Origin of the sequence: Methylobacterium sp. UNC300MFChir4.1 (genome assembly GCF_900110155.1) — a bacterium.
In the GTDB taxonomy this organism is placed as follows: domain Bacteria; phylum Pseudomonadota; class Alphaproteobacteria; order Rhizobiales; family Beijerinckiaceae; genus Methylobacterium.
On record NZ_FOCS01000008.1, the window covers coordinates 208215 to 229894 of the forward strand.

The window sequence follows — 21680 nt, forward strand, 5'->3', positions numbered from 1 at the left end:
TTCAGGCCCCCGCCCGTTCGGCGAAGCGCCAGGCCGCTTCGGCGAGCTTCGGCACCCGCGCCGCCATGGCGGCAGCGTGCTCGCTCGCGGCATTGCCGGCCTTGGCGCGGGCCGCCACGCCCTGGAGGATGCCGACCAGCCGGAACAGGTTGTAGGCGAAGTACCAGTCGAGGTCGGGCAGGTTTTTCCGGTTCGCAGCCCGGCAGTAGAGCGCCACCGCCTCGTCACGGGTGGGGATGCCCAGAGCCGTCAGGTCGAGGCCGCCGAGCCCGCTGCGCCCGTCGGCGGGCAATTCCCACTGCATCAGCAGGTAGCTGAAATCCGCCAGCGGATCGCCGAGGGTCGACAGCTCCCAGTCGAGCACCGCGCTGACGCCGCCGTCGCGGGAGAAGATCAGGTTGTCGAGACGGTAATCGCCGTGGACCACGCAGGCGCCCTGCTGCTCCGGCACCGTCCGGGGCAGCCACGCGATCAGTCGCTCGACATCCTCCAGGCGCCCGTCCTCGGCGGCGCGGTACTGGCGGGTCCAGCGGTCGACCTGCCGGGCGAAGTAGTTGCCGGGCCGGCCGTAATCGGAGAGCCCCGCAGCCTCCGGGTCGATGGCGTGGAGCCGGGCGAGCGTCGCGATCATGCCGGCATAGTGCCGGTGGCGGGCGTGGGGATCGAGGCCGGGCAACGCCCCGTCCCAGTGCACGGCGCCGTCCACCGCCTCCATCACGTAGAAGGCCGCGCCGATGATGTCGGGATCCTCGCACAGCGCGAAGGGGCGCGGCACCGGGAACCCCTCGCCGTAGAGGGCGCCGATCACCCGGAACTCGCGCTCCACCGCGTGGGCCGAGGGCAGGAGCGGGCCGAAGGGCTTGCGCCGCAGCACGTAGGCCTGGCCCGGCGTGTCGAGCCGGTAGGTCGGGTTCGACTGGCCACCGCGGAACTGCTGCACGGTGAGCGGCCCGGCGTAGCCGCGCACATGCCCTTCCATCCAGGCGGCGAGCCGCGCCTCGTCGATCCGGTGGCGCGGCTCGATCGGCTTCACGCCGGAGAAGATGTCGGCGTCGCTCATGCGCGCTCCGCCTCGCTTCTGTTGGTGTAGCGCCCGAATTCCAGCCGGGCGATCGACCGGTTGTGGACCTCGTCGGGCCCGTCGGCGAGCCGCAGGGTGCGGATATGAGCGTACATCTTGGCGAGCCCGAAATCCTCCGAGACGCCGGCCCCGCCATGGGCCTGGATGGCGTCGTCGATCACCTTGAGCGCCACCCGGGGCGCCGCCACCTTGATCATGGCGATCTCGAGCTTGGCGCCCTTGTTGCCGACCTTGTCCATCATATCGGCCGCCTTCAGACAGAGGAGGCGGGTCATCTCGATGTCGATCCGCGCCTCCGCGACCCGCTGCTCCCAGACCGACTGCTCGCTGATCCGCTTGCCGAAGGCGACTCGGGAGACGAGACGGCGCGCCATGGCCTCCAGCGCGACCTCGGCGGCCCCGATGGTGCGCATGCAGTGGTGGATGCGGCCCGGACCCAGGCGCCCCTGCGCGATCTCGAAGCCGCGCCCCTCGCCGAGGATCAGGTTCCCGGCCGGCACGCGGACATTCTCCAGCACCACCTCGCCGTGTCCCTTGGGCGCGTCCTCGTAGCCGAAGACCGGGAGCAGGCGCTCCACCCGGACCCCGGGCGTGTCCATGGGAACGAGGATCTGCGATTGCTGCCGGTGGCGGGGGGCCTCCGGGTCGGTCTTGCCCATCAGGATCGCGATCTTGCATCGCGGGTCGCCGACGCCGGTCGACCACCATTTGCGGCCGTCGACGACGTAGTGGTCGCCGTCGCGGCGGATCGACGTGATGATGTTGGTGGCGTCCGAGGAGGCGACCTCCGGCTCGGTCATCAGGAAGGCCGAGCGGATCTCACCCGCCATCAGGGGCTTCAGCCACCGGTCCTTCTGGGCCGCGGTGCCGTAGCGGTGCAGCACCTCCATGTTGCCGGTGTCGGGCGCCGCGCAGTTGAACACCTCCGAGGCGATCCCGACCCGGCCCATCTCTTCGGCGCAGAGGGCGTAGTCGAGGTTGGTCAGGCCGGCGCCGCGATAGTCGTCGGTGTCGTGCTCGGGGGAGGGCGGCAGGAACAGGTTCCACAGGCCCTCGGCACGGGCCTTCTCCTTCAGCCGCTCCATCGTGGGGGAGGGTTCGCGGCTCTGCGCGCGCTCGGCCGACACCGCGGCGGCGGCCGGAAGGATCGCGTCGGCGATGAAGGCGCGGACGCGGGTCAGCCAGTGGGTCTGGGAGGGGGAGAGGGTGAAGTCCACTTTGTCCGCTCCCTAGGGTTTCTCTGCCGGGCGAGCGCACCGAGCTTGCGTGCGCGGGCTGCCCGCCTTCCCATTGCCTTCACCCACGGCGCGACGCGCCCCCTCTCCCGTGCGGGAGAGGGTTGGGGTGAGGGACGAGAAGCCACAGGATCGAGCCCGCCCTTGTCGCGCAGTCAGGTCGAGCCCTCTCTGGACAGACCTGATCCCTCACCCTGTCCCTCTCCCGCACGGGAGAGGGGACCCGCGCTCCGACCCGAATCGAACGTGGCGCTCGATCGACCCACATCACGCCGCCGCTCACAGATAGGCCGATCCCATCTCGCTGGCGAAGCGCTGCGGCGGGCCTTCCCAGACGATCCGCGCCTGCTCCAGCACGTAGACCCGGTCGGCGTGGGGGAGCGCGAAGGTGACGTTCTGCTCGCCGAGCAGCACCGTGATCGGCGTGGTCTGCCGCAGCTTCTCCAGCGCCTTCGACAGCAGCTCCAGGATCACTGGGGCGAGGCCGAGCGTCGGCTCGTCGAGGATCAGGAGGCGCGGGCGCATCATCAGCGCCCGGGCGATGGTCAGCATCTGCTGCTCGCCGCCCGACAGGGTGCGGGCGCTCTGCGTCTCACGGTCCTTGAGGATCGGGAACAGCTCGTAGAGCCAGTCGCGCTGCCTGGCGCTCTCGGCCTTCGGGAAATGCTGGCCGCCGAGGTCGAGATTCTCGCGCACGCTGAGGTCGCCGAACAGCTCCCGGGTCTCGGGCACCTGGACGATGCCGGCCCGGGCGATGGCGGCGGGCTTCATCCGGGAGAGGTCCCGGCCGTCGAACCGGATCGTGCCCGTGTGCGGCACGAGGCCCGAGATGGCGTTGAACAGCGTGGTCTTGCCGGCGCCGTTCAGGCCGACCACCGAGACGAACTCACCCTCGTGGACGTGAATCGAGGCGGCGCGCAGGGCCTGCGCCTTGCCGTAGAGCACGTCGACGCCCTCGACGGTGAGCAGCGAGTCGGGCTTGAACGCCGCCTCGGGCCGGGCCGCCGTCTCGATGCTGCCGCCGAGATAGACCCGGCGCACGGTCGGGTCGGCCATCACCGACTCGGCCGAGCCCTCGGCGATGCGCTCGCCGAGATACATCGCGAACACCCGGTCGACGATGGCCGCGACGCTCTTCACGTTGTGGTCGACGAGGAGCACGGCCTTGCCCTCGTCGCGGAAGCCGCGGATCAGCTCGGAGAAGGCCGCGACCTCGCCGCCGGTCAGGCCCGCGAAGGGCTCGTCGACCAGCACCACCCGGGGGTCGCGGGCGATGGCCTTGGCGAGCTCCAGCCGGCGGAGATCCGCGAAGGGCAGGGTGCCGGGGCGCCGGTCGACGACCGCGCCGAGGCCGACGCGCTCGGCGATCTCCCTCGCGCGCCGCGCCACGTGGGGGTCGGCCGCCAGCCGGATCAGGCTGTCGGGCAGGAGCGCGAGGCTGATGTTCTCCAGCACGGTCTGCCGCTGGAGCGGCCGCGCGTGCTGGAACACGAGGCCGATCCCGGAGCGCGCCACCCGGTGGGCCGGCATGCCGCCGATCTCCGTGCCGTCGAGGCGGATCGAGCCGGCGCTCGGCCGCTCCAGCCCCATGATCAGCTTCATCACGGTGGACTTGCCCGAGCCGTTGGGGCCGATCAGCCCGAGGATCTCGCCCGGGCGCAGGTCGAGGTCGATGTTCTTGACAGCGACGAGGCCGCCGTAGCGCTTGGTCAGGCCGCGCACGGTGAGGCAGGGCTCGGCCAGGACGGGCGACACGGCCGGCGGGGGCGCGACGGCGACGGTCATCGGGCTCTCCGGAGCGATCCGAGGCCGAGCAGCCCCGAGGGCACGAACAGGATCACGAGGAGCGCCACCGCCGAGACCACGAAGGTCGAGAGCCCGCCGAGCGGCCGCAGCAGCTCGCCCGCCGCGATCAGGAACACGGCGCCGAGCGCCGCGCCCACGATGGTGCGCCGTCCGCCGAGCACCGCCGCGATGATCACCTGCACGCCCACCGACGTGTTGATCAGCGTGCCGACCGAGGCGGTGCCCATGTAGAAGACCACCAGCCCGCCCGCGAGGCCCGAGAAGGCGGCGCTGACCGCGAAGGCGGCGAGCTTGTGCTTGGCGACGTTGAAGCCGAGCGCCCCGGTCACCACCGGGTCCTGGCCGGCGGCCTGGAGGATCAGCCCAGCGGGCGAGCGCGCGATGGCGGTCAGGATCAGGCCGGAGACCGCCATGAAGCCGAGCGCCAGCCAGTAATTGGTGTCGGCGTCGATCGAGATGACGTCGGGCACGGTCAGGCCGATCTCGCCGCCGGTGAGGCCGGAGAAGACCACGATCATGTTCTGCAGGAGCAGCACCGCCACCAGGGTGATCAGGCCGAAATAGGGGCCGCGGACCTTCAGCGCCGGCAGCGCCAGGGCGAGGCCGCCGACCACGGCGAGCACGGTCCCGGCCGCGAGGCAGTAGGGGATCGGCAGTTCGTAGCGGTTGTTGAGGATGCCGGCGCCGTAGGCCCCGAGGCCGATCAGGAAGGTCGGTCCGAAATTTACCTCGCCGGCGAAGCCGAAGAGCAGGTCCCAGGCCATGGAGAACACGCCGAAATAGTAGGCGATGGTCAGGAGGCCGAGGATGTAGCCGGAGACCCACCAGGGCAGGGTGGCGGCGGCCAGGACGGCGAGGACCGCGATCCAGAAGCCGGGGGTGGTGAGGAGCTTCATGGATTGGCCTCGCACACGGCAGCGATCCGGCTCGTTCGGCGCAGAGGCCTTTCCCACCCACGCCCCTCATCCTGAGGTGCCGCGCCAGCGGCCTCGAAGGAGGCCTCCAGGGATCGCGCGGCCGGCTGGAGGGCTCCTTCGAGGCGGCTTCGCCGCACCTCAGGATGAGGGCGCGGGCTGGACACCCGGGGTGCAAAAAGAACCATCACCGCCGCCCCAGCAGACCTTGCGGGCGCAGGTACATGACGGCGACCAGCAGGAGCAGCGCCGGGATCACCCGGTAGGCCGGCGAGATCAGGTAGGCGGTGGCGGTCTCGAGGTAGCCCACCACGTAGGCGGCGATCAGCGAGCCGGTGACGCTCCCGAGGCCCCCCAGCACCACGATCGAGAAGGCGCTCGCGGTGAGCGGCCCCACCGAGTACGACGACACCCCGAGGAACATCCCGAGCAGCACCCCGGCGGTGCCGGCGAGCAGGCCGTAGATCGCCCAGACCGCCACGTAGATCTTGCCCATGTCGTGGCCGAGCAGCGTGACGCCCCGCGGGTTCATGGATGCGGCGAGCAGGACCTTGCCGGCCCGCGCCCGGTTCACGAACAGCCAGAGCAGGCCGATCACCACCCAGCAGATCACCGCGGTGAAGACCTGGTTCCTCGGCGTCCGCACCCCGGCGATCTCGAAGACGCCCTCGACGATCGGCAGCACGGTCTTCGGGTTGTCGGTGAAGAAGTAGGCCACCAGCTCCTGGATCATGATCCCCCAGAGCAGCGTCCCCGTGAGCACGAAGATCTCCTTCTCCTCTCGCGGGATGGCCCGGCTGCGCTCGATCGGCGCGACCACCGCGAAGTAGGTGACGAGTGCGCCCGCGAGCCCGCACAGGATGCCGATCACAGCGCCCGCGTAGGAGCCGAGCCCGAACAGCGCCGAGGCCGCCCAGGCCGCCACCGCGGCCATGACCATCAGGGCGCCGTGGGTCAGGTTGAGGACGCCCGAGACCCCGAAGATCAGGGTGAAGCCCATCGCGCCGAGCGCGTAGAGGGACGAGATCGCGAAACCGTCGACGAGGATCTGGAGGCCGATCATCGCGCTCTCCCCGCCCGGTTACCGTCCCGCCGCCTTCACCGCAGGGGGCAGGATCATGGTCCCGTTGGCGGTGGTGGCCGGCCAGATCGCCACCTGCTTGCCGTTCTGCCACTGCCCGAGGACGCTGGTCATGAGGCCGGGCCCGTACTGGATCGAGTGCGTGAAGGGCTCGTCCTTGCCGTAGAATTTCAGGCGCCCGACGGTGCCGACGTAGTCGGTCTTCTCCAGGGCGTCGACGAGCTTGTCGGCCTCCGTGGAGCCCGCCCGCTTGACCGCCTCCGCCGCGTAGTGCGTGGCGTCGTACGCCATGTAGCCCGCGTAGGACGGCGCGCCGCCGAAGCGCTTGGTGAAGGCCTCGGCGAACGGGATCGTCTTCTCGGTGAGTGCCACGCCCGGCACCGCCACGCTGTCGAACAGCACGCCCTGCGTGCCGCCGTTGGTGTTGGCCCAGAAGGTCGAGGAGGTCGCCTGGCCGCTGATCCCCGTCATGGCGATCGGCACCTGCTGGTTCTGCCACTGCACGGTCGGCTGCACGCCGACATGGGCGATGCCGGTGACGATCAGGTCGGGCTTGGCCGCCTCGATCTTGTTATAAATCGGCGTGAAGTCGCCCGTGTCCGGCGAGAAGCGGACGTGCTCGACCACCTTGAGCCCGGATTTCGGCAGGCATTCCTGGTAGGCGGCGTCCAGCGGCCGGGTCCAGGCCGCGTCCTCGCTCATGATCGCGGCGGTCTTGGCCTTGAGCTTCTCGACCAGCACCTCCTTGGCGGAATCGCAGACCGCCTGCGCCAGGGCGTGCGAGGTCAGGTAGCCGTGGAAGGTGTACTTGTTGCGCGCGTAGTCCTTGTGGACCGCGACGCTGATCTCGTTCGAGGCCGCGCCCGGCGTGATCATCGGCGTCTTGAGCCGGGCCGCCCACGGCATCAGCGCCAGCACGACCTCCGAGATGTAGCTGGCGATGACGAGGTTGACCTTGTCCTCGGAGACCGCCCGCTGGAAGGCGCGGACCGCGTCGGAGGCGGAGGACTTGTCGTCGTAGGTGACGACCTGGATCTGGCGGCCATCGACGCCGCCCTTGGCGTTGATCTCGTCGGCGGCGAGCTGGACGGCCTGCGGGATCGAGGCCCCGGCCACCGACTGCGCCTCGGCGATCACCCCGATCTTGATCGGGTCCGCGGCCCGGACGGGCCCGGCGGCGACCAGCCCCGCGGCGATCAGCGCGGGCAGCGTGCGCCGAATCGGGGCAACCCGGGCGGCGGCGCGCACGGTCTCGGACATCGGCGTTCCCTCATCCCAGTGCCCGAATTTTATATTCGCGGGCTTGGCCCGGACTGTACCCGGGCTCCGACGGATCACAAGGGGCCGGTCGGGACCGGCCGGTGACGTTTGCACCGAGTCGTTTTCCGCCCGGGGTATCGCCGCGCGCCGCCGCATCCTAGGCTCGCCGCGGCCCTGCGAAGCGCGGGCCCGGTGGCCTCGAAGAAGGGCACGGTCCGGTGAGGAACGCACGCTCGGCCGCGGCCGGGGTTCGCCCCGGACCGCGGCCCCGGAGCCTCGGGAAGCGGCCCGCTCCGCGGCCGGCACGGGCAGGGGAACCACAGGCATGACCCTGCGCTGGACGCGGCGGCCCGAGGGCTCGACCTGGGGGGATTTCGGCCCCGACGACGAGCTGGGCCGGCTGAACCTGCTCACCCCCGAGAAGGTGCTGCAGGGGGTCGCCGAGGTGCGCGAAGGGCTGACCTTCTGCCTCAGCCTGCCGCTGGACCTGCCGGGCGGCAACGTCCTGAACCCGCGCCGCCACCCGCCGCAGATCACCCCGACGCGCCGCGCCAACGGCCGGCCGAACATGAACTTCCCGGTCTGCGAGGAGGTCGACGGCGCCACCGACGTGATCTGCGACGACCGCGCGCTGATCCACCTGCAATACTCGACGCAGTGGGACTCGCTCGCCCATGTCGGCTCGCTGTTCGACGCGGACGGGGCGGGCGCCGCGCCGACCTTCTACAACGGGTTCCGCGGCGGCCGCGACATCGTCGGGCCGAGCGCGCCGGAGGCGGCGGATGAGCCGTCCCGGGCGAAGCGCCTCGGGATCGAGCGCCTCGCCGAGACCGGCATGCAGGGCCGGGCCGTGATGATCGACCTGCGCGCCCATCTCGGCGACGCCAGGACACGCGTCGGCTACGACCAGCTCGCCCGGATCCTGGAGGCCGACGGCGTCGTGGTGGAGCCGGGCGACATGGTCTGCCTGCACACGGGCTTCGCCGAGCGGCTGATCGCCATGGGCGGCGCGCCGGACCCGAAGCTCGTCCACACCCTCTGCGCCGGCCTCGACGGGCGCGACCCGCGCCTCCTCGACTGGATCACCCGCACCGGGCTCTGCGCGCTGATCGCCGACAACTACGCGGTGGAGGCCTACCCGGCCGGCCCCGGCCCAGCCTGCTGCGCGACGCTGCCGCTCCACGAGCACTGCCTGTTCAAGCTCGGGGTCAATCTCGGCGAGCTGTGGCACCTGACGCCGCTGGCCGACTGGCTGCGGGCCCGCGGCCGCTACCGCTTCCTGCTCACCGCCCCGCCGCTGCGCCTGCCCGGCGCCGTCGGCTCGCCGACGACGCCGATCGCCACGGTGTGAGGATCGGAGCGGTCCCAGGACGCGCTTCCGAGGTCGCCCGGATCAGCCGAGGGCGGCGGGTGCGGCGGCGCGCGGCGGGTCGCCGACCGGCTCCGCGGCCGGCTCCGCGGCGTCCTGGGGCGGCCCGGGGCGGAGGACCGCGCGCTCGCGGAAATGCGGGATGGCCGCCTCGAACACGGCCTCGGCGGCCGCCCGGTCGCCGGCCGCCACGGCGTCGCGCAGCCGCGCCACCCAGGCGTCGAGCCTGTCCCGGTCGGCGAAGACCGGCCGCGCCGCCATCACCCCGTCGATGCCCGGCAGGGCGATCCGGGGCTCCTCGCGGGCGAACAGGATCTCGTTGAGCCGCTCGCCGGGCCGGGCGCCGGTATAGGCGATCTCGATCTCGGTGCCGGGCTCGAAGCCGGCCAGCCGGATCATCCGCTCGGCGAGGTCGGCGATCCGCACCGGCTGCCCCATCTTGAGCACGTAGACCGCGGCGCGCTCCGCGCCCGCCCGGGCCTCGCCGTCGGCGTGGGAGGCGGCCGTCAGCACGAGGTCGCAGGCCTCGCGCACGGTCATGAAGTAGCGGACCATGTCCGGGTGGGTGACGGTGACCGGGCCGCCCCGGGCGATCTGCGCCTTGAACACCGGCACCACGGAGCCCACGGAGCCCAGCACGTTGCCGAAGCGCACGGCGATCAGCCGGGTCGGCTGGTCCGGCCGCGCCGACTGCGCGGCGTCGAGGGCCTGGGCGACCATCTCGGCGAAGCGCTTGGTGACGCCGAGCTGCGAGACCGGCTCGATCGCCTTGTCGGTGGAGATCATCACGAGCGCCCGCGCGCCCGCCGCCACCGCCGCCTCGGCGACGTTGATCGAGCCGAACACGTTGGTCTTGATGCCCTCCTGCCAGTCCCGCTCCAGGTAGGGCACCTGCTTCAGCGCGGCGGCGTGGAGCACGTAGTCGGGCCGGAACGCCGCGATCACCGCGTGCGTCCGCTCACGGTCGCGGATATCGGCCAGCACCCCCGTCACGGCGGTCTCGGCAGCCAGGATCGCGGGGTGGCTGAGGATGCCGTGGAGCGCCGGCTCGGAGGATTCGAGCACCAGCACGGCGGCGGCCCCGAAGGCCACGGCCCGCAGGCAGATCTCCGAGCCGATCGACCCGCCGCCGCCGGTCACCACGACCCGGCGGCCGGCGAGGAACGCCTCCAGGCGCGGCCGGTCGATGGCGACGGTCGGCCGCAGCAGCAGGTCCTCGATCTCCAGCGGCGCCAGTTCCGGACCCTGCACGCCCTCGCCGAGGCCGACGACCCGGGCGAGGGGCAGGCCGAGGCGCCGGGCGCGGGCGATCAGGTCGTCCGGCGCCGCCTCCGGCACGAGGGCGCTCGGGGCGGCCACGAGCCGCCGCACCGGCTCGCCGCGGGCGGCGAGGTCGGCGACCACGCGCTCGAGATCCGGGAAGCCGCCGAGCACCGGCACGCCGCGCATGAACTGCCCGCGCTCGTCCGCCCGGGGCGACAGGATGCCCCGCGGCGCGAGCTTGCGCACCGAGCCCGCCTCGATCGCCCGGATCAGCACGTCCATGTCGGCGCCGCGCCCGAGGAGCAGGGTCGGGACGGTGGCGGCCCGCGCGCTCGACTGCCGGGAGCGGGTGTCCTTGAGGTAGCGGAACGCCAGGCGCGTGCCGCCCAGGAAGAAGATCTGCAGGACCCAGTAGAGCAGGATCGCGATCTTGCCGAAGAAGTAGAAGCCGTAGAGGTCGGACGAGACCAGCACCCAGTCGATCACCAGGAGCGCCAGGGCCAGGACGCTGGCCGCCCGGACGATGCCGGCGAGGTCCTGCAACGAGGCGAAGCGCCACTTGGTCCGGTAGAGCCGGAAGCGTCCGTAGACCAGGCCGGCGAGGACGAGGAACGGCGGCAGCAGCAGGGGCAGGGCGTGCAGACGCTCGGCCAGCATGCCGCCCTGGAAGCGGAACAGGAAGGTGAGCACCACGGCGGCAGCGGTCGCCGCGAGGTCGTGGGTCACCATCACCGCGGTCTTGTAGAGGCGCTGCTGCATCGGGAGCCGGATGGGATGCCGCGGGGTATCCGCCGCGGCACCGGCCCTGTCAACGCGGCCCGCCCAGGGGCGGAGCCGGGGCCGGAGGCGGCGCCGGCCTCACCCCAGCGCCCGGGCCGCCGCACCGGCCGCGTCGTCCACCCGGTCGATGTCGGGGGCGTCGATGTGCCGGTAGCGGGCCTGGATCAGCCCGAAGGCCCCGAAGGCGGCGTGGCCGGCCGCCACGAGCCCGAGGAGGATCCAGCCGTAGGGCTGGGCGCGCAGCAGCGCGAAGGCCTCGGCCAGACCCTTGGCATCCGAGGAGCGCTGGTGCCACGCGGCGGCCACGAGGAACCCGCCGATGATCAGGAAGGCGAGGCCCCGCGCCGCGTAGCCGAAGCGGCCGATCGGGCCGGCCCAGCGGTCCCGGGCCCGGGCGTCGAGGGCGAGCCGGTCGGTGACGTCCCCGCGCCACGACTTGCCGAGGAAGCCGAATCCGCCCGCCACGACCGCGAGGCCGACGAGGGCCACGAGCCAGCGGCCGAAGGGCTTGCTCAGGAGCCACGCGGTGCCGTCATGCACGCCGTCGCCGCCGCTCATGCCCAGGCCGAGGCTGAGCGAGGCCGCGCTGGCGGCGAGCCCGAGATAGAGCCCGGCGCTGATCAGGTGGGCACCGCGCACCGCGAGGCCCTTGGCGGAAGTGCCCCGCCGGTCGGCATCGGTGATGCCCTCGACGAGGCGCCAGAGGGCGAAGCCGGCGAGGCCGAGGGCGATCAGGCCGACGACGGCCGCGCCGAACGGCCCGGCCATGACGGCGCGGAGCGCGTCCTTGCTGTCGCCGGCCCGGCCGCCATGCCCCAGGGCCGCCAGCAGGGCCAGGGCGCCGACCACGATGTAGACCACGCCGCGGGCGCCGTAGCCGAAGCGGGCGATGCGCTCGATCGCGTTGCGGCCGCCGGGAAGGGTCCTCATCGGCGGGACCCGGCTTCGGGGAATCGGGTGTCGGGCACGGGCGGCATCCTGTGGAGCGGGAGCGTTCAACGCCCGGCGGCGCGCACCCGATCCGTTGCCGGCACAACCTCCGTGGCCGCCCTACATGGGCGTCCGGTCGGCGCGGCCGGTGAGCGCCACGTAGAAGCCGAGCCCGTCCTGGGCCGGCAGGGTCTGCAGGCGCTCGATCAGGCCGCGGCGCTTCGCGTCGAGGAGCAGGCGCCCGGCCGGCTGGAACAGGGTCTCGCCGCCGCCCTCCGGGGGCGGATCGAGCCGGATCGCCACGGTCTTGCCCTTGGCGAAGCGGCTGCGCTCCAGCATGTCCTTGAGCGAGGCCTCGGCGGTCGCCCGGTTGGTGCCGCGCAGGTCGAGCACCGACTCGGCGTCGGTCACGCCGAGGGAGCCGCGCAGCTTGGCCGCGTAGAAATCTTCGAAATGGGGCAAGTCGGTGCCTTGATGCTTCGCCGTTCGATCAGGTGGGGTGCGGCCGCTCAGAAGGCGAGACCGCGGTAGAGGTCGCGCACCGGCACGGCGCCGTCGAGCTCCGGCAGCGACACGGCGCCGTCGAGCCCGAGGGCCGCGACGCTCCAGTCGTCGCCCGCGCGCCGCCAGACCTCGACCCGCGCCTCGTCGGAATAGACGATCAGCAGGACCGCGAGGCTCGGCACGGTCCGGTAGAAGTCGATCTTCCGGCCGCGGTCGAGACTCATCGTCGAGGGCGAGAGCACCTCGGCGACGAGGAGCGGGTCGGCGGCGTAGCCCTCCGGCAGCGGCGGCCCGCACCGCACCACCACGTCGGGGATCGGAGCGAAATCGTCCATCGCGGCGCTGAGAATCGCCAGACCCGGCATGGCGCGGCAACCTCGCGGCTCCGCCAGGGCGTCGAGTCGTCCCGCCAGGTTCATGACGATTCGCTGATGCCGCTCCCGCGGCGGCGCCATGAGCACGGGCTCGCCGTCGAGCAGCTCCCAGCGCTCGTGCGCGGGCCGGCCCTCCACCCAGAGCCTGAACTCGGACACATCCATCCGCGCGTCGCGCTTCGCGGCCAGAGCCATCGCCGATCCCCACCTCGGCCGGATCGTAGCACCGGGCCGGCCGCCCGCAACAGGCCCGGCCCGGAAGGCCATCCCCGCGCGGGCGTCACGGCCGATGCCAGGCCGGCCTCCCTCGGGGACTCGGAGGCCGGCACAGGGCGACCGGCGCAGCGACGGACTCAGTCGGCGCCGAGCCCGGCCGCCGCGACGGTGGCGCCGGCCTCCAGGAAGCGCTGCGGATCCACCGGCTCGCCGTCGATGCGGGTCTCGTAGTGGAGATGTGCCCCGGTGGAGCGCCCCGTCGAGCCGACGGCGCCGACCGCGTCGCCCGCGGCCACGCGCTGCCCGGGGCGGACCGCGATGCGGGCGAGGTGGCCGAACCGCGTGGTGACGCCGTGGCCGTGGTCGATCTCGACCATGTTGCCGTAGCCGCCCGCGGCCTCGGCGGCGATCACCCGGCCCGGCGCGGTGGCGCGGGCGGGCTCGCCGTACTCCGCCTTCAGGTCAAGCCCGGTATGGAGGGCGAGGCCGCGGGTGAAGGGGTCGAGGCGCGTGCCGAACGGGCTCGACACGGTCGCGCCTCCCCGGATCGGGCGTGCCAGGGGCAGGGTGGCGGCGAGCCGGCGCAGGCGCTCGCCGTCGTCGAGCGCGCGCCGGGCCAGGGCGAGGCCCTCCGCGAAGCCGGTGCCGTCCAGGGCGCGGCCGTCGAGGGGCACGAACGGTCCGCCCAGCCCGGCGGCCGGCGCGGCCGCGCCGGTGCGGTCGGGATCGAGGCGGTCGGGGTCGAGACCGGTGCGGCCGATCAGCCCGCGCAGCCGCCGCACCGCGTCCCCGGCCCGGGCGGCCAGCCCGGCGAGGCGCTCGCCCTGGGCCGCCTGCAGGCCGTCGAGCCGGGCCTCCAGCCGGATCAGGCCGGTCTCGGCCTCGCGCGCGCCGCGGCGGGGCAGGGGATCGCGGGCGGAGCGCGGCGCCGGAGCCGCACCCTCAGTCGGACGCAGGAAGAGATCGTCGTAGCTCGTACCGGGCGCAGCGCCGGGCCGCCCGGGCAGGGCGCCGGTCGTGGACGGGTCGGGCAGGGCCTGCCGCTCCAGGTCGGCGAGGGCGGCCGTGCGCCGCTCCAGCTCGGCCTGGCGCTCCAGGGCGGCCGCGACCCGGTCGGCCAGCCCCGCCTCGCTCCCCGCCCGGTCGCTCCGGTCGCGGTCGAGGCGGTCCTGGAGCTCGCCGATGCGCGCCTCGTAGGCGTCGCGCAGGGCGGCCTGCCGGGCCACGAACCCGGCGAGCACGTCGTCGTGGAACACGATCAGGCAGGAGGCCCCGAGCGCCCAGGCCACCGCCAGGGCGAGGCCGGCGGCGAGCCAGGGAGCTGGCCGGTGCGGCCTGAGACGCGCGGGGAACTTCGGAAGCTGCATCGGGACGGCACCGGAGGAGCCGCCATTCAGGCCTCAGTAGGGTTAAGGATCCGTCGCGCGCCGGGCGTCAGGGGGACGTCAAGGGGACGTCAGGGCAGGGCGCGCGCGGCCGCCAGGACGGCCTCGGCGTGGCCGGGCACCTTCACCTTCGGCCAGATCCTGGCGACGCGCCCCTCCCGGTCGACCAGGACGGTGGTGCGCTCCACGCCCATGTACTTGCGCCCGTACATGCTCTTCTCGACCCAGACGCCGTAGGCCTCGAGCACGGTCTTGTCCTCGTCGGCGGCGAGCGGGAAGGTCAGCCCGTACTTGCTGCAGAACTTGTCGTGGCTCTTCACCGGGTCCGGCGACAGGCCGACGACCTTGGCGTCCGCTTCCGCGAAGGCCGGCAGCAGGCCGTTGAAGTCCTGCGCCTCCAGCGTGCATCCGCTCGTGTCGTCCTTCGGGTAGAAGTAGAGCACGACTTTGTGACCGCGGAGCGCGGACAATCCGACGCGCCCTCCGCCCGAGGCGGGAAGGTCGAAATCGGGGGCGGGATCCCCCTCTGACAGCGGCATCGTGCCTTCCTTTCGGCCGATTGATGATGTGCAACCGATCTCGTGCGCGGGCTCGAGCGATGGCACCGCGCACGTCCGAGCCAAGCCCGGAGTCGCGGCCGCTGTAAAGCGCGGGCGCGCTTCGATCCACCGGCCGCGGAGCCCGAGGGCGCCGCGCGCAGAGACCCCGGAACAAAGGTCCCGATGGCGGACGAGACAACGCCGGCATGCAGGCCTCGGGGGAAGGCGCGACGCGTCGGCGGCGTCTGCCTCGTGAGCGCCCTCGCGCTGGTGCTGCTCGTCGGCGCCGGTGTCGGCCTCGTGGCCCTGCGCCTGTCGAACGGGCCGCTCCAGATCGACGGCCTGTCGCGCCGCGTCGCCGCCGCCGTGGCCGAGCGGATCGGGCCCGGCTGGAGCATCGGGCTGCGCGGCAGCAGCCTCGAGCTCGACCGCGAGAACGCGCTCAGCCTGCGCTTCTCCGGCCTCGACATCCGCAACCCGCAGGGCGACCTCGTGGTGCGCGCCCCCCTGGCGCTCGTCAGCCTCGACCCCTGGGGGCTCCTGCGGCTCAACCTGCAGCCGCGCTCGATCGAGTTCCGCGAGACGCAGACCACCGCGCTGCTGCACCGGGACGGCTCCATCGCCTTCGCGGCCTCGGAGGCCAACCACCCGGTCGACGTCGCGCCGCACACGCCGCCGAGCGTGGACGGGGTGCGCGGCACCGTCTCGCCGCTCTCGGCCGCGATCGCGTCGATCTTCGGGGTCGTCCTCGATCCGGGCGGCGTGGTCGGCGCCCTCGACCGCGCCCGCGTCACCGACGCGCGGCTGCGGCTGATCGACGAGGACGGCCGCGAGCGCGCGGTGTTCGCGCGGGTCAACGGCCTGTTCGGCCGCGACCCGGTCAACGGCACCCGGAACTTCGAATTGCGGCTCGACGGTCCGCACGGCGAGTGGCGCTTCGGCGGCACGCTGCGCGACGGCGCGGACGGGCAGGAGCGCTCGGGCGTCATCACCCTCGACGACCTGCCGGTCACGGATCTCCTGCTGCTCTCGGGCCAGTCCGGCCTGCCGCTGACCACGGACCTGAAGGTCTCGGCCCGCGCCGACGTGAGCCTGACGGCCGGCCGCATCCGGACCATGAACGCCAAGCTCCACACCGGCGACGGCACGTTCCTGATCGAGGAGAAGGACTTCAACCCGGTCACGGTCGAGAGCCTCGACGCCTCCCTGGACTGGGACGAGGCCAACCGCGTGATGTCGCTGACCGGCCTGGACTATCGCGGGGCCGGCAACGCCGTGCACCTCGCGGGGACGTGGACGGGCAGCCCCGCGGGGGCGAGCACGACCTGGACCGCGACGCTGGCGAGCCGCGACGCCACCTTACGCGGGGCGACCCCGCAGGACGCGCCGGTGAAGATCGACGCCCTGGACGCGCAGCTCTCCGGCCGCGACGGCGGGATCTCCATCGACGCGCTGACCCTGTCGGGGCCCGGCGTGAAGGGCGCCATCACCGGGACGATCGGCACCAGCGCCGACGACGGCGGCCTGACCCTGCACCTCGTCGGCCACGACGGCGAGGTCCGCACCGGGCTGCGGCTCTGGCCGGAGCACATCGCGCCGCCGGCCCGCACCTACCTGGTGGACCAGCTCCGGCGCGGCCGGGTCGATTCCGTCGACATCAAGGTGAAGATGTCCGGGGCGGTCCTGGCGGCCGCCACCCGGGGCGACCCCGCCCCGGACGACGCGGTCCACATCGACTTCCACGTCTCGGACGCGGCCATCGACGTCACCGCCGATTCCCCGCCGGTGACCAAGGGCAACGTCGTCGGCGTGATCACCGGGCGCTCGACCACGGTGCGCAACGTGACCGCCGAGGTCCACGGGCCGGACGGGCGCGGGCTCGCCATCTCGGACGGCAGCTTCGTCATCCCGCAGATCACCCCGGACCGGGTCGTGGCCCAGATCGGGATGCGGCTCTCCGGCGGCGCCGACGGCATGGCCTCCGTGCTCCAGGCCAAGCTGTTCAAGAGCGTGATGAGCGTCGACCTCGACCCCGCCACGATCAAGGGCAGCGCCGACCTGCGCGTCGACTTCCCCCTCGACCTCAAGCACATCCCCGACCTGCCGGACCTGCCGGTGACGCTGACCGGCTCGCTGGCCGACCTCGCGGTCGACAAGGTGATGGGCCGGGACCGGCTCGAGTCGGGCCGGTTCAACCTCGTCTACGACCGGGGCGCCTTCACGCTGAAGGGCGACGGCCGGGTCGCGGGCGCGCCCATGTCGGTCGACCTGCGCCAGCCGAAGGTCGGGCAGCCCGGCGAGGCGGTGGTCAACGTGTCGCTCGACGAGGCGGTCCGCGGCCGCAAGGGCCTGCCGACCGCGCCGCAGCTCACCGGCACCATCCCGGTCCGCGCGGTGGTGCAGATCGGCCGGCCGGGATCCGGCAAGCCGCCGATCCGGGTCGAGGCGGATCTGGCGAAGGCCGGGATCGACGGGCTGATCCCGGGGCTGACCAAGTCGCCGGGCAAGCCCGGGCGGCTGACCTTCACCCTCGTCGACAGCGGCCAGACCTTCGACCTGCGGGACTTCGCCCTCGACGCGGCCCCGGCGAGCGCGCGCGGCACCGTCTCGATCACCCAGGAGGGCGGCCTGGAGCGGGCGGACCTGACCAGCGTCAAGCTCTCCCCCGGCGACGACCTGCGCGTGAGCCTCGACCGGACCGTCGGCGGCTACAAGGTCGTGGTCCGGGGCGCGGTGGCCGATGCCCGGCCGTTCCTGAAATCGCTGGGCGCCCCCGACCCGAAGGGCGGCCGGGAGGCGCGGGACGCGAATCCCAAGGATATCGACGCCGACATCCAGGTGCCCATCGTCACCGGCTTCAACGAGGAGGCGCTGACCGGCGCCAACCTGAAGCTCTCCCTGCACGGGAAGACCCTGCGGGCCGCCAACATCACCGGGCGCTTCCGCGCGGCCCCCTTCGCCGCCACGGTGACCCGCGGCGAGCGCGGCGTGCCGACCCTGTCGGTGGAATCGGCCGATGCCGGCGCGACGCTGCGGTTCGTCGACGTGTACCGGCGGATGTATGGCGGCCGGCTCACGGCCGGGATCGGCCTCAACGACGGCCCGCAATCCGGCGTCGTGCAGATCCGCGACTTCATCCTGCGCAACGAGCCCGCGCTGTCGAGCATCATGGCGCAGGGCCCGGAGCCGTCCGACGCGGAGACGGCCCGCGGCCGACGGGTCGCCCCGGGCCGGGGCGCGGGCGACGTCACCTTCGACCGCATGCGCGCCAATTTCGTGCGCACCGGCACCCGCGTCGACTTCACCGACGCGGCGATCTCGAACGCCGCCATGGGCTTCACCCTGTCGGGCTGGCTCGATACCGGCCGCGAGCGCACCGACATGACCGGCACCTTCGTGCCGCTCTACGGCCTGAACAACGTGGCCTCGCAGTTGCCGCTGCTCGGGCCGCTGCTGGGCGGCGGCCACAACGAGGGCCTGTTCGCGGTCAATTTCCGCGTCTCCGGCAAGCTCGCCTCGCCGGACGTGAGCGTGAACCCGCTCTCGGCGATCGCCCCGGGCTTCCTGCGCAAGCTGTTCAGCGCCGGCGGCGGCCCCTTCGCGGACGGGATGCCGGGCGTCCCGCAGCAATAGGGCGGGCAGCCCGGAAGAGCCGCCCGCCCCTGTCTCACGCGCGGATGAAATCCGCGATCACGGCCGGAGCCGCGGTGTCAAAGCCGACCACGTCGAGCATGCCGGGATCCTCCGGGTCGGCGATGCTGAAGCCGTTGGAGACCAGCCCCACGACCACCAGCTTCGCCGGGATCCCGGTCTTCTCCCGGTACGTCCGCAGCGCCTGGACCGGGTGGACCGGCCCCGCCCAGGTCTCCGAGTCCGTGTAGACCACGAACGCGTCGGCCTTGACGCCCCGCTCCAGCGCCCAGCGCATCGGCAGGGAGCAGTCGGTGGCGCCGAACGGCAGGTCGGCGGTCGCCCGCACCGCCTGATCGAGCCGCGTCGACGGCCCGATCGGCAGCGGCGTCAGCGCGGCCCCCTGGCTCCAGGCCCGGCCGGCCTCGGCGGTGAAGCCCAGCACCTGCCAGTGCTCCTCGGTCGCCGCGGTGACGAGCGCCATCGCGGCGGCCGCCTCCCGGGCCGTGAGCGTCGAGCCCGCGACCGTGCTGGCGCCCATCGAGCCCGAGACGTCCAGCGCCAGCACGAGGCGCCGGCCCGTGGGCTCGACCGCGCCGAACGCCGTGTAGAACGCGGCGTTCAGCGCCTCGACGATCGCCGCCACCGGCTCCCAGGCGAGCTTGCCCCGCTGACCGTGCCCGGAGGCGTAGGTCTTGAGGGCCAGCAGCAGCGCCATCGGGTGCAGGCGCGCCCGGAGGATCCGCTCCCGGTCCGACAGGACCGCCCGGACGTGCTCGGTGCCCTCCGAGAAGGGCGCCAGCACCCCCGCGGCCGTCAGGCGGCCGAGCTGGCGCACGAGGGCGCCGACCGGCATCCGCTCGATCAGGGCCTCGTTCACCGCGCGGCTGCCCATCAGCCCGGTCGGCAGCGCCTCCCACGGCAGGCCGTGCGAGCGCACCAGGGCGGCGGCCACCGCCCCGTCGAGGCCCTCCGCCTGCACCCGCGCGAAGGCGTGGACGATCCCGGGGGCGGCCTCGGTCACGGTGCCGCGGCAGATCCAGTCGAACAGCGCCTTCCGGGCGGGCTCTTCCGTCTCCGGGTGGGCCAGCCGCAGGAGGTCGCGGTGCGACCAGCCCTGGCGGGTCCGGTACTTCACCGCCTGGAAGGCCAGGGCCTCCACGGGCTTGGCGCAGTACCAGTCACCGACCGCCCGGCGCAGGCCCCGGCCCCAGCCGCGCATCGCCTCAACGGAGGCGGCGAACTGGAACAGGTGCGTGCCGGTGCGGCAGACCCGAGGCAGAGCCGCGAGCGCCGCGCGCCGGGTCGCGAGGTCCGCCGACGCGGCGGCCAGCGCCAGGGCGAAGATCGCCGGATCCTGCTTCGGAGCCCGGCCGCCCTCGCTCACCGCCACGATGGCGGCGACCGCGCGGGCGCCGTCCCGCGCGATGCACCGCTGCACCGCCGCCGCGTTCTCGGCGGTCAGGGCGCGCGGGCTCGCGTAGTACGAGCCGCCCTCGGAGCCGAGCACCAGGAAGCGGTCGAGCCGCGCCCAATCGCCGACCGCGAAGGCGTGGCCTCCGGCGGCGTTCGGCACCGTGCCGGGGATCGGCTCCGTCTGCGGGGTGGCGCGGAGCCGGAACATCTGTGCGAGCTTCGTCATGGCGGGCACCTCTCGGTCTCTCCTCTCTCCATCGCGGCCGATCGCTGGCCGGTGGCGCGTCCCGGCGCGCGCGGTCGGGCGGGGACGCGGCCGCGGCGCGTCGTCCACCGCCGCTCGCGCGCGGCCGGTATCTCGTGTGGTCGGTGGCGGGGTTCCGTCCGGCCGGGCGCGGGCGTGGCGGCGACGAGGGGCCTATCCGATGCTCTGCTTGAGCTACGGGCCTGACGACCCGGCGGGACTCGCACCCGCACCCCTCGGATCCCGATAACCTTCGTCTTCCGGCCCGCGTCCGGGCGATGCGGGCGTGGCGTGAGGAACGGTGTCCGGGCGCTCTATCCGGGCTGAGCTACGGGCCTCGCGGCCCGGCGGGATTCGAACCCGCGACCTCCCTTCGGTGAAGATAATCGTTCCTCTCCGGCCCGCATCGTCGGCCGGGATCCGCGCACGGTCGGCGCCCCGGTCGTCTCGCGGGGCCCTGCGGTCGTGGTGTCGGGGACGGGCATGAGCTCCGGCGACCTCGCGGCCCCCGGCGGGGATCGAACCCGCAACCTCCGCGGGACAAGCCCGCGGCGCTCTACCGATGATAACCGTCCCCTGCCGGCCCGCAGGGTCCTCGAGACGCGCTCAGCCTCTCGGGCCGAGAGCCCCGCGATACGACCGTAACGGTCGCATCAGCCCGGGACGGGCGAACGCCGCGACGTCGATGCCGTCGTGCTGTTTCATGCCATGCTCCGTCCGAACGGGGCTTCGGGTGACGCGGGCGTGTCGATGAGGCTCGGGGGGGATCCGTGACAGGGATAACCGAGCGTCTCCGGCCCGCGCCGGTGAACTGCGATCGGCTGCCAGCGGCGACCGTTGCGAAGGGAACCGGACTCGTCCGCCGCGGCGCGCAGGCCGCGGATACGAGGAGCGTACGGTCACTTCAGATCACCGGCCCGGCAGGCCGATGGCGCGGTGGATACGGTCGCGCTCGGCCTGCGTCAACCGGAAACTTGAAAATTCTTTCAGTTCGGGCGATCTCCGGCCCATGATCACTGCCGCCCAGATCCGCGCCGGCCGCGGACTTCTCAAGTGGACGCAAGGGGTTCTCGCGAGCCGCGCCGCGGTCTCCGTCGTCACCCTGAACATGATCGAGAGCGAGCAGGTCCAGCCCCGCAGCCGGACCCTCGCGGCGATCCGCACGGTCCTCGAAGGGGCGGGCATCCGCTTCGTCGGCGACGCGCAGGACGGATACGGGGCGATCCTGCGCCCCGCCCCCGCGACCGGGTCCGGGGACGCACCGGCACAGAAAAGCCCGGCGCGGACGACCGCACCGGGCTGAGGCTGAACCGGCCTGCGCGGGCGCGCTATTTCTCGACGAAGGCCTTCTCGATGACGTAGTGGGCGGCCTCGCCGTGGTTGCCCTCCTCGTAGCCGCGCGACGTCAGGAGCTCGCGAGTGTCGCGGATCATGTCGGGGCTGCCGCAGAGCATGAAGCGGTCGTTCTCGATCGCCATCGGCGGCAGGCCGATATCCTCGAACAGCTTGCCCGAGACCATCAGGTCGGTGATCCGGCCGCGGTTGCGGAACGGCTCGCGGGTCACGGTCGGGTAGTAGACCAGCTGGTTCGAGATCATCTCGCCCAGGAACTCGTGGCGCGGCAGCGTCTCGGTGATGGTCTCGCCGTAGGCG

16 protein-coding genes, 2 tRNA genes and 1 pseudogene are annotated in these 21680 nt (G+C 73.1%); 3 read left to right on the plus strand and 16 right to left on the minus strand.

What is annotated here, in order from left to right; genetic code table 11:
* Nucleotide 1: 1 nt before the first annotated feature.
* The 6 genes from BMY19_RS13700 to BMY19_RS13725 form a co-directional block, all read right to left on the minus strand.
* Complete coding sequence (locus BMY19_RS13700) at nucleotides 2-1060, minus strand: phosphotransferase family protein (RefSeq protein WP_100252044.1); 1059 nt, start codon at nucleotides 1058-1060, stop codon at nucleotides 2-4.
* On the minus strand, nucleotides 1057-2298 hold the full coding sequence (locus tag BMY19_RS13705) for an acyl-CoA dehydrogenase family protein (protein ID WP_100252045.1): 1242 nt from the start codon (nucleotides 2296-2298) through the stop codon (nucleotides 1057-1059). Before BMY19_RS13705 ends, BMY19_RS13700 begins: the two co-directional genes overlap by 4 nt.
* Before the next feature lie 297 nt (nucleotides 2299-2595).
* Entirely contained in the window at nucleotides 2596-4101 is a 1506-nt protein-coding gene (locus tag BMY19_RS13710; protein ID WP_100252046.1) for an ATP-binding cassette domain-containing protein, read from the minus strand.
* The gene (locus tag BMY19_RS13715) at nucleotides 4098-5018 is read right to left on the minus strand and encodes a branched-chain amino acid ABC transporter permease (protein ID WP_056524055.1); all 921 of its coding nucleotides are present in this window, start codon (nucleotides 5016-5018) and stop codon (nucleotides 4098-4100) included. The genes BMY19_RS13710 and BMY19_RS13715 overlap by 4 nt, the downstream gene beginning before the upstream one ends.
* Before the next feature lie 205 nt (nucleotides 5019-5223).
* On the minus strand, nucleotides 5224-6099 hold the full coding sequence (locus BMY19_RS13720) for a branched-chain amino acid ABC transporter permease (protein ID WP_020095281.1): 876 nt from the start codon (nucleotides 6097-6099) through the stop codon (nucleotides 5224-5226).
* Nucleotides 6100-6117: 18 nt separating this feature from the next.
* Nucleotides 6118-7377 (minus strand): ABC transporter substrate-binding protein, encoded by a 1260-nt coding sequence (locus BMY19_RS13725; protein WP_091926034.1) that lies wholly within the window; start codon nucleotides 7375-7377, stop codon nucleotides 6118-6120.
* Between the two features lie 325 nt (nucleotides 7378-7702).
* Between BMY19_RS13725 and BMY19_RS13730 the strand changes: the two genes are divergently transcribed.
* Nucleotides 7703-8728: a cyclase family protein gene (locus tag BMY19_RS13730; RefSeq protein ID WP_100252047.1), complete on the plus strand. Its 1026-nt coding sequence runs from the start codon at nucleotides 7703-7705 to the stop codon at nucleotides 8726-8728.
* 42 nt (nucleotides 8729-8770) lie between these two features.
* On the opposite strand, the gene BMY19_RS13735 is transcribed toward BMY19_RS13730, so the two are convergent.
* From BMY19_RS13735 to BMY19_RS13760, 6 genes are all read right to left on the minus strand, one after another.
* Entirely contained in the window at nucleotides 8771-10768 is a 1998-nt protein-coding gene (locus BMY19_RS13735) for an SDR family NAD(P)-dependent oxidoreductase (protein ID WP_100252048.1), read from the minus strand.
* 99 nt (nucleotides 10769-10867) lie between these two features.
* On the minus strand, nucleotides 10868-11719 hold the full coding sequence (locus tag BMY19_RS13740; protein ID WP_100252049.1) for a DUF1206 domain-containing protein: 852 nt from the start codon (nucleotides 11717-11719) through the stop codon (nucleotides 10868-10870).
* 120 nt (nucleotides 11720-11839) lie between these two features.
* A complete protein-coding gene (locus BMY19_RS13745) occupies nucleotides 11840-12181 on the minus strand; it encodes a hypothetical protein (RefSeq protein WP_020096438.1) in 342 nt (113 codons plus the stop codon).
* A 47-nt stretch (nucleotides 12182-12228) separates the two neighbouring features.
* Nucleotides 12229-12792: a Uma2 family endonuclease gene (locus tag BMY19_RS13750; protein ID WP_100252050.1), complete on the minus strand. Its 564-nt coding sequence runs from the start codon at nucleotides 12790-12792 to the stop codon at nucleotides 12229-12231.
* Between the two features lie 158 nt (nucleotides 12793-12950).
* Nucleotides 12951-14180 (minus strand): M23 family metallopeptidase, encoded by a 1230-nt coding sequence (locus tag BMY19_RS13755; RefSeq protein WP_100252051.1) that lies wholly within the window; start codon nucleotides 14178-14180, stop codon nucleotides 12951-12953.
* 89 nt (nucleotides 14181-14269) lie between these two features.
* Nucleotides 14270-14737 carry a peroxiredoxin gene (locus tag BMY19_RS13760; protein ID WP_100252052.1) on the minus strand — a complete coding sequence of 156 codons (468 nt, stop codon included), beginning with the start codon at nucleotides 14735-14737 and terminating at the stop codon, nucleotides 14270-14272.
* A gap of 252 nt (nucleotides 14738-14989) precedes the next feature.
* Between BMY19_RS13760 and BMY19_RS13765 the strand changes: the two genes are divergently transcribed.
* Nucleotides 14990-18370: a DUF3971 domain-containing protein gene (locus BMY19_RS13765; protein WP_100252053.1), complete on the plus strand. Its 3381-nt coding sequence runs from the start codon at nucleotides 14990-14992 to the stop codon at nucleotides 18368-18370.
* 34 nt (nucleotides 18371-18404) lie between these two features.
* Here the strand turns inward: BMY19_RS13765 and BMY19_RS13770 are convergent, their stop codons facing one another.
* The 3 genes from BMY19_RS13770 to BMY19_RS30900 all read right to left on the minus strand — a co-directional run bounded on the left by BMY19_RS13770 (nucleotide 18405) and on the right by BMY19_RS30900 (nucleotide 20432).
* The gene (locus BMY19_RS13770; protein WP_100252054.1) at nucleotides 18405-20009 is read right to left on the minus strand and encodes a TROVE domain-containing protein; all 1605 of its coding nucleotides are present in this window, start codon (nucleotides 20007-20009) and stop codon (nucleotides 18405-18407) included.
* 224 nt (nucleotides 20010-20233) lie between these two features.
* Nucleotides 20234-20365: transfer RNA gene (locus BMY19_RS30895), tRNA-OTHER, on the minus strand.
* Nucleotides 20366-20432 (minus strand) — tRNA-OTHER (locus BMY19_RS30900). It lies immediately after the preceding tRNA gene.
* 604 nt (nucleotides 20433-21036) lie between these two features.
* Here BMY19_RS30900 and BMY19_RS13775 point away from each other — a divergent pair.
* Nucleotides 21037-21330, plus strand: a complete 294-nt coding sequence (locus tag BMY19_RS13775) for a helix-turn-helix domain-containing protein (protein WP_056524084.1) — start codon at nucleotides 21037-21039, stop codon at nucleotides 21328-21330.
* Nucleotides 21331-21355: 25 nt separating this feature from the next.
* Here BMY19_RS13775 and BMY19_RS13780 read toward each other — a convergent pair.
* A pseudogene (locus BMY19_RS13780) lies at nucleotides 21356-21680 on the minus strand (ferredoxin--NADP reductase); the annotation flags it as partial.

Bases quoted from the DNA above. Each gene is read 5' to 3' on its own strand.
- BMY19_RS13700 (WP_100252044.1), bottom strand. From the start codon at position 1,060: ATGAGCGACGCCGACATCTTCTCCGGCGTGAAGCCGATCGAGCCGCGC.
- BMY19_RS13710 (WP_100252046.1), bottom strand. From the start codon at position 4,101: ATGACCGTCGCCGTCGCGCCCCCGCCGGCCGTGTCGCCCGTCCTGGCC.
- BMY19_RS13715 (WP_056524055.1), bottom strand. From the start codon at position 5,018: ATGAAGCTCCTCACCACCCCCGGCTTCTGGATCGCGGTCCTCGCCGTC.
- BMY19_RS13720 (WP_020095281.1), bottom strand. From the start codon at position 6,099: ATGATCGGCCTCCAGATCCTCGTCGACGGTTTCGCGATCTCGTCCCTC.
- BMY19_RS13725 (WP_091926034.1), bottom strand. From the start codon at position 7,377: ATGTCCGAGACCGTGCGCGCCGCCGCCCGGGTTGCCCCGATTCGGCGC.
- BMY19_RS13730 (WP_100252047.1), top strand. From the start codon at position 7,703: ATGACCCTGCGCTGGACGCGGCGGCCCGAGGGCTCGACCTGGGGGGAT.
- BMY19_RS13735 (WP_100252048.1), bottom strand. From the start codon at position 10,768: ATGCAGCAGCGCCTCTACAAGACCGCGGTGATGGTGACCCACGACCTC.
- BMY19_RS13740 (WP_100252049.1), bottom strand. From the start codon at position 11,719: ATGAGGACCCTTCCCGGCGGCCGCAACGCGATCGAGCGCATCGCCCGC.
- BMY19_RS13750 (WP_100252050.1), bottom strand. From the start codon at position 12,792: ATGGCTCTGGCCGCGAAGCGCGACGCGCGGATGGATGTGTCCGAGTTC.
- BMY19_RS13755 (WP_100252051.1), bottom strand. From the start codon at position 14,180: ATGCAGCTTCCGAAGTTCCCCGCGCGTCTCAGGCCGCACCGGCCAGCT.
- BMY19_RS13760 (WP_100252052.1), bottom strand. From the start codon at position 14,737: ATGCCGCTGTCAGAGGGGGATCCCGCCCCCGATTTCGACCTTCCCGCC.
- BMY19_RS13770 (WP_100252054.1), bottom strand. From the start codon at position 20,009: ATGACGAAGCTCGCACAGATGTTCCGGCTCCGCGCCACCCCGCAGACG.
- BMY19_RS13775 (WP_056524084.1), top strand. From the start codon at position 21,037: ATGATCACTGCCGCCCAGATCCGCGCCGGCCGCGGACTTCTCAAGTGG.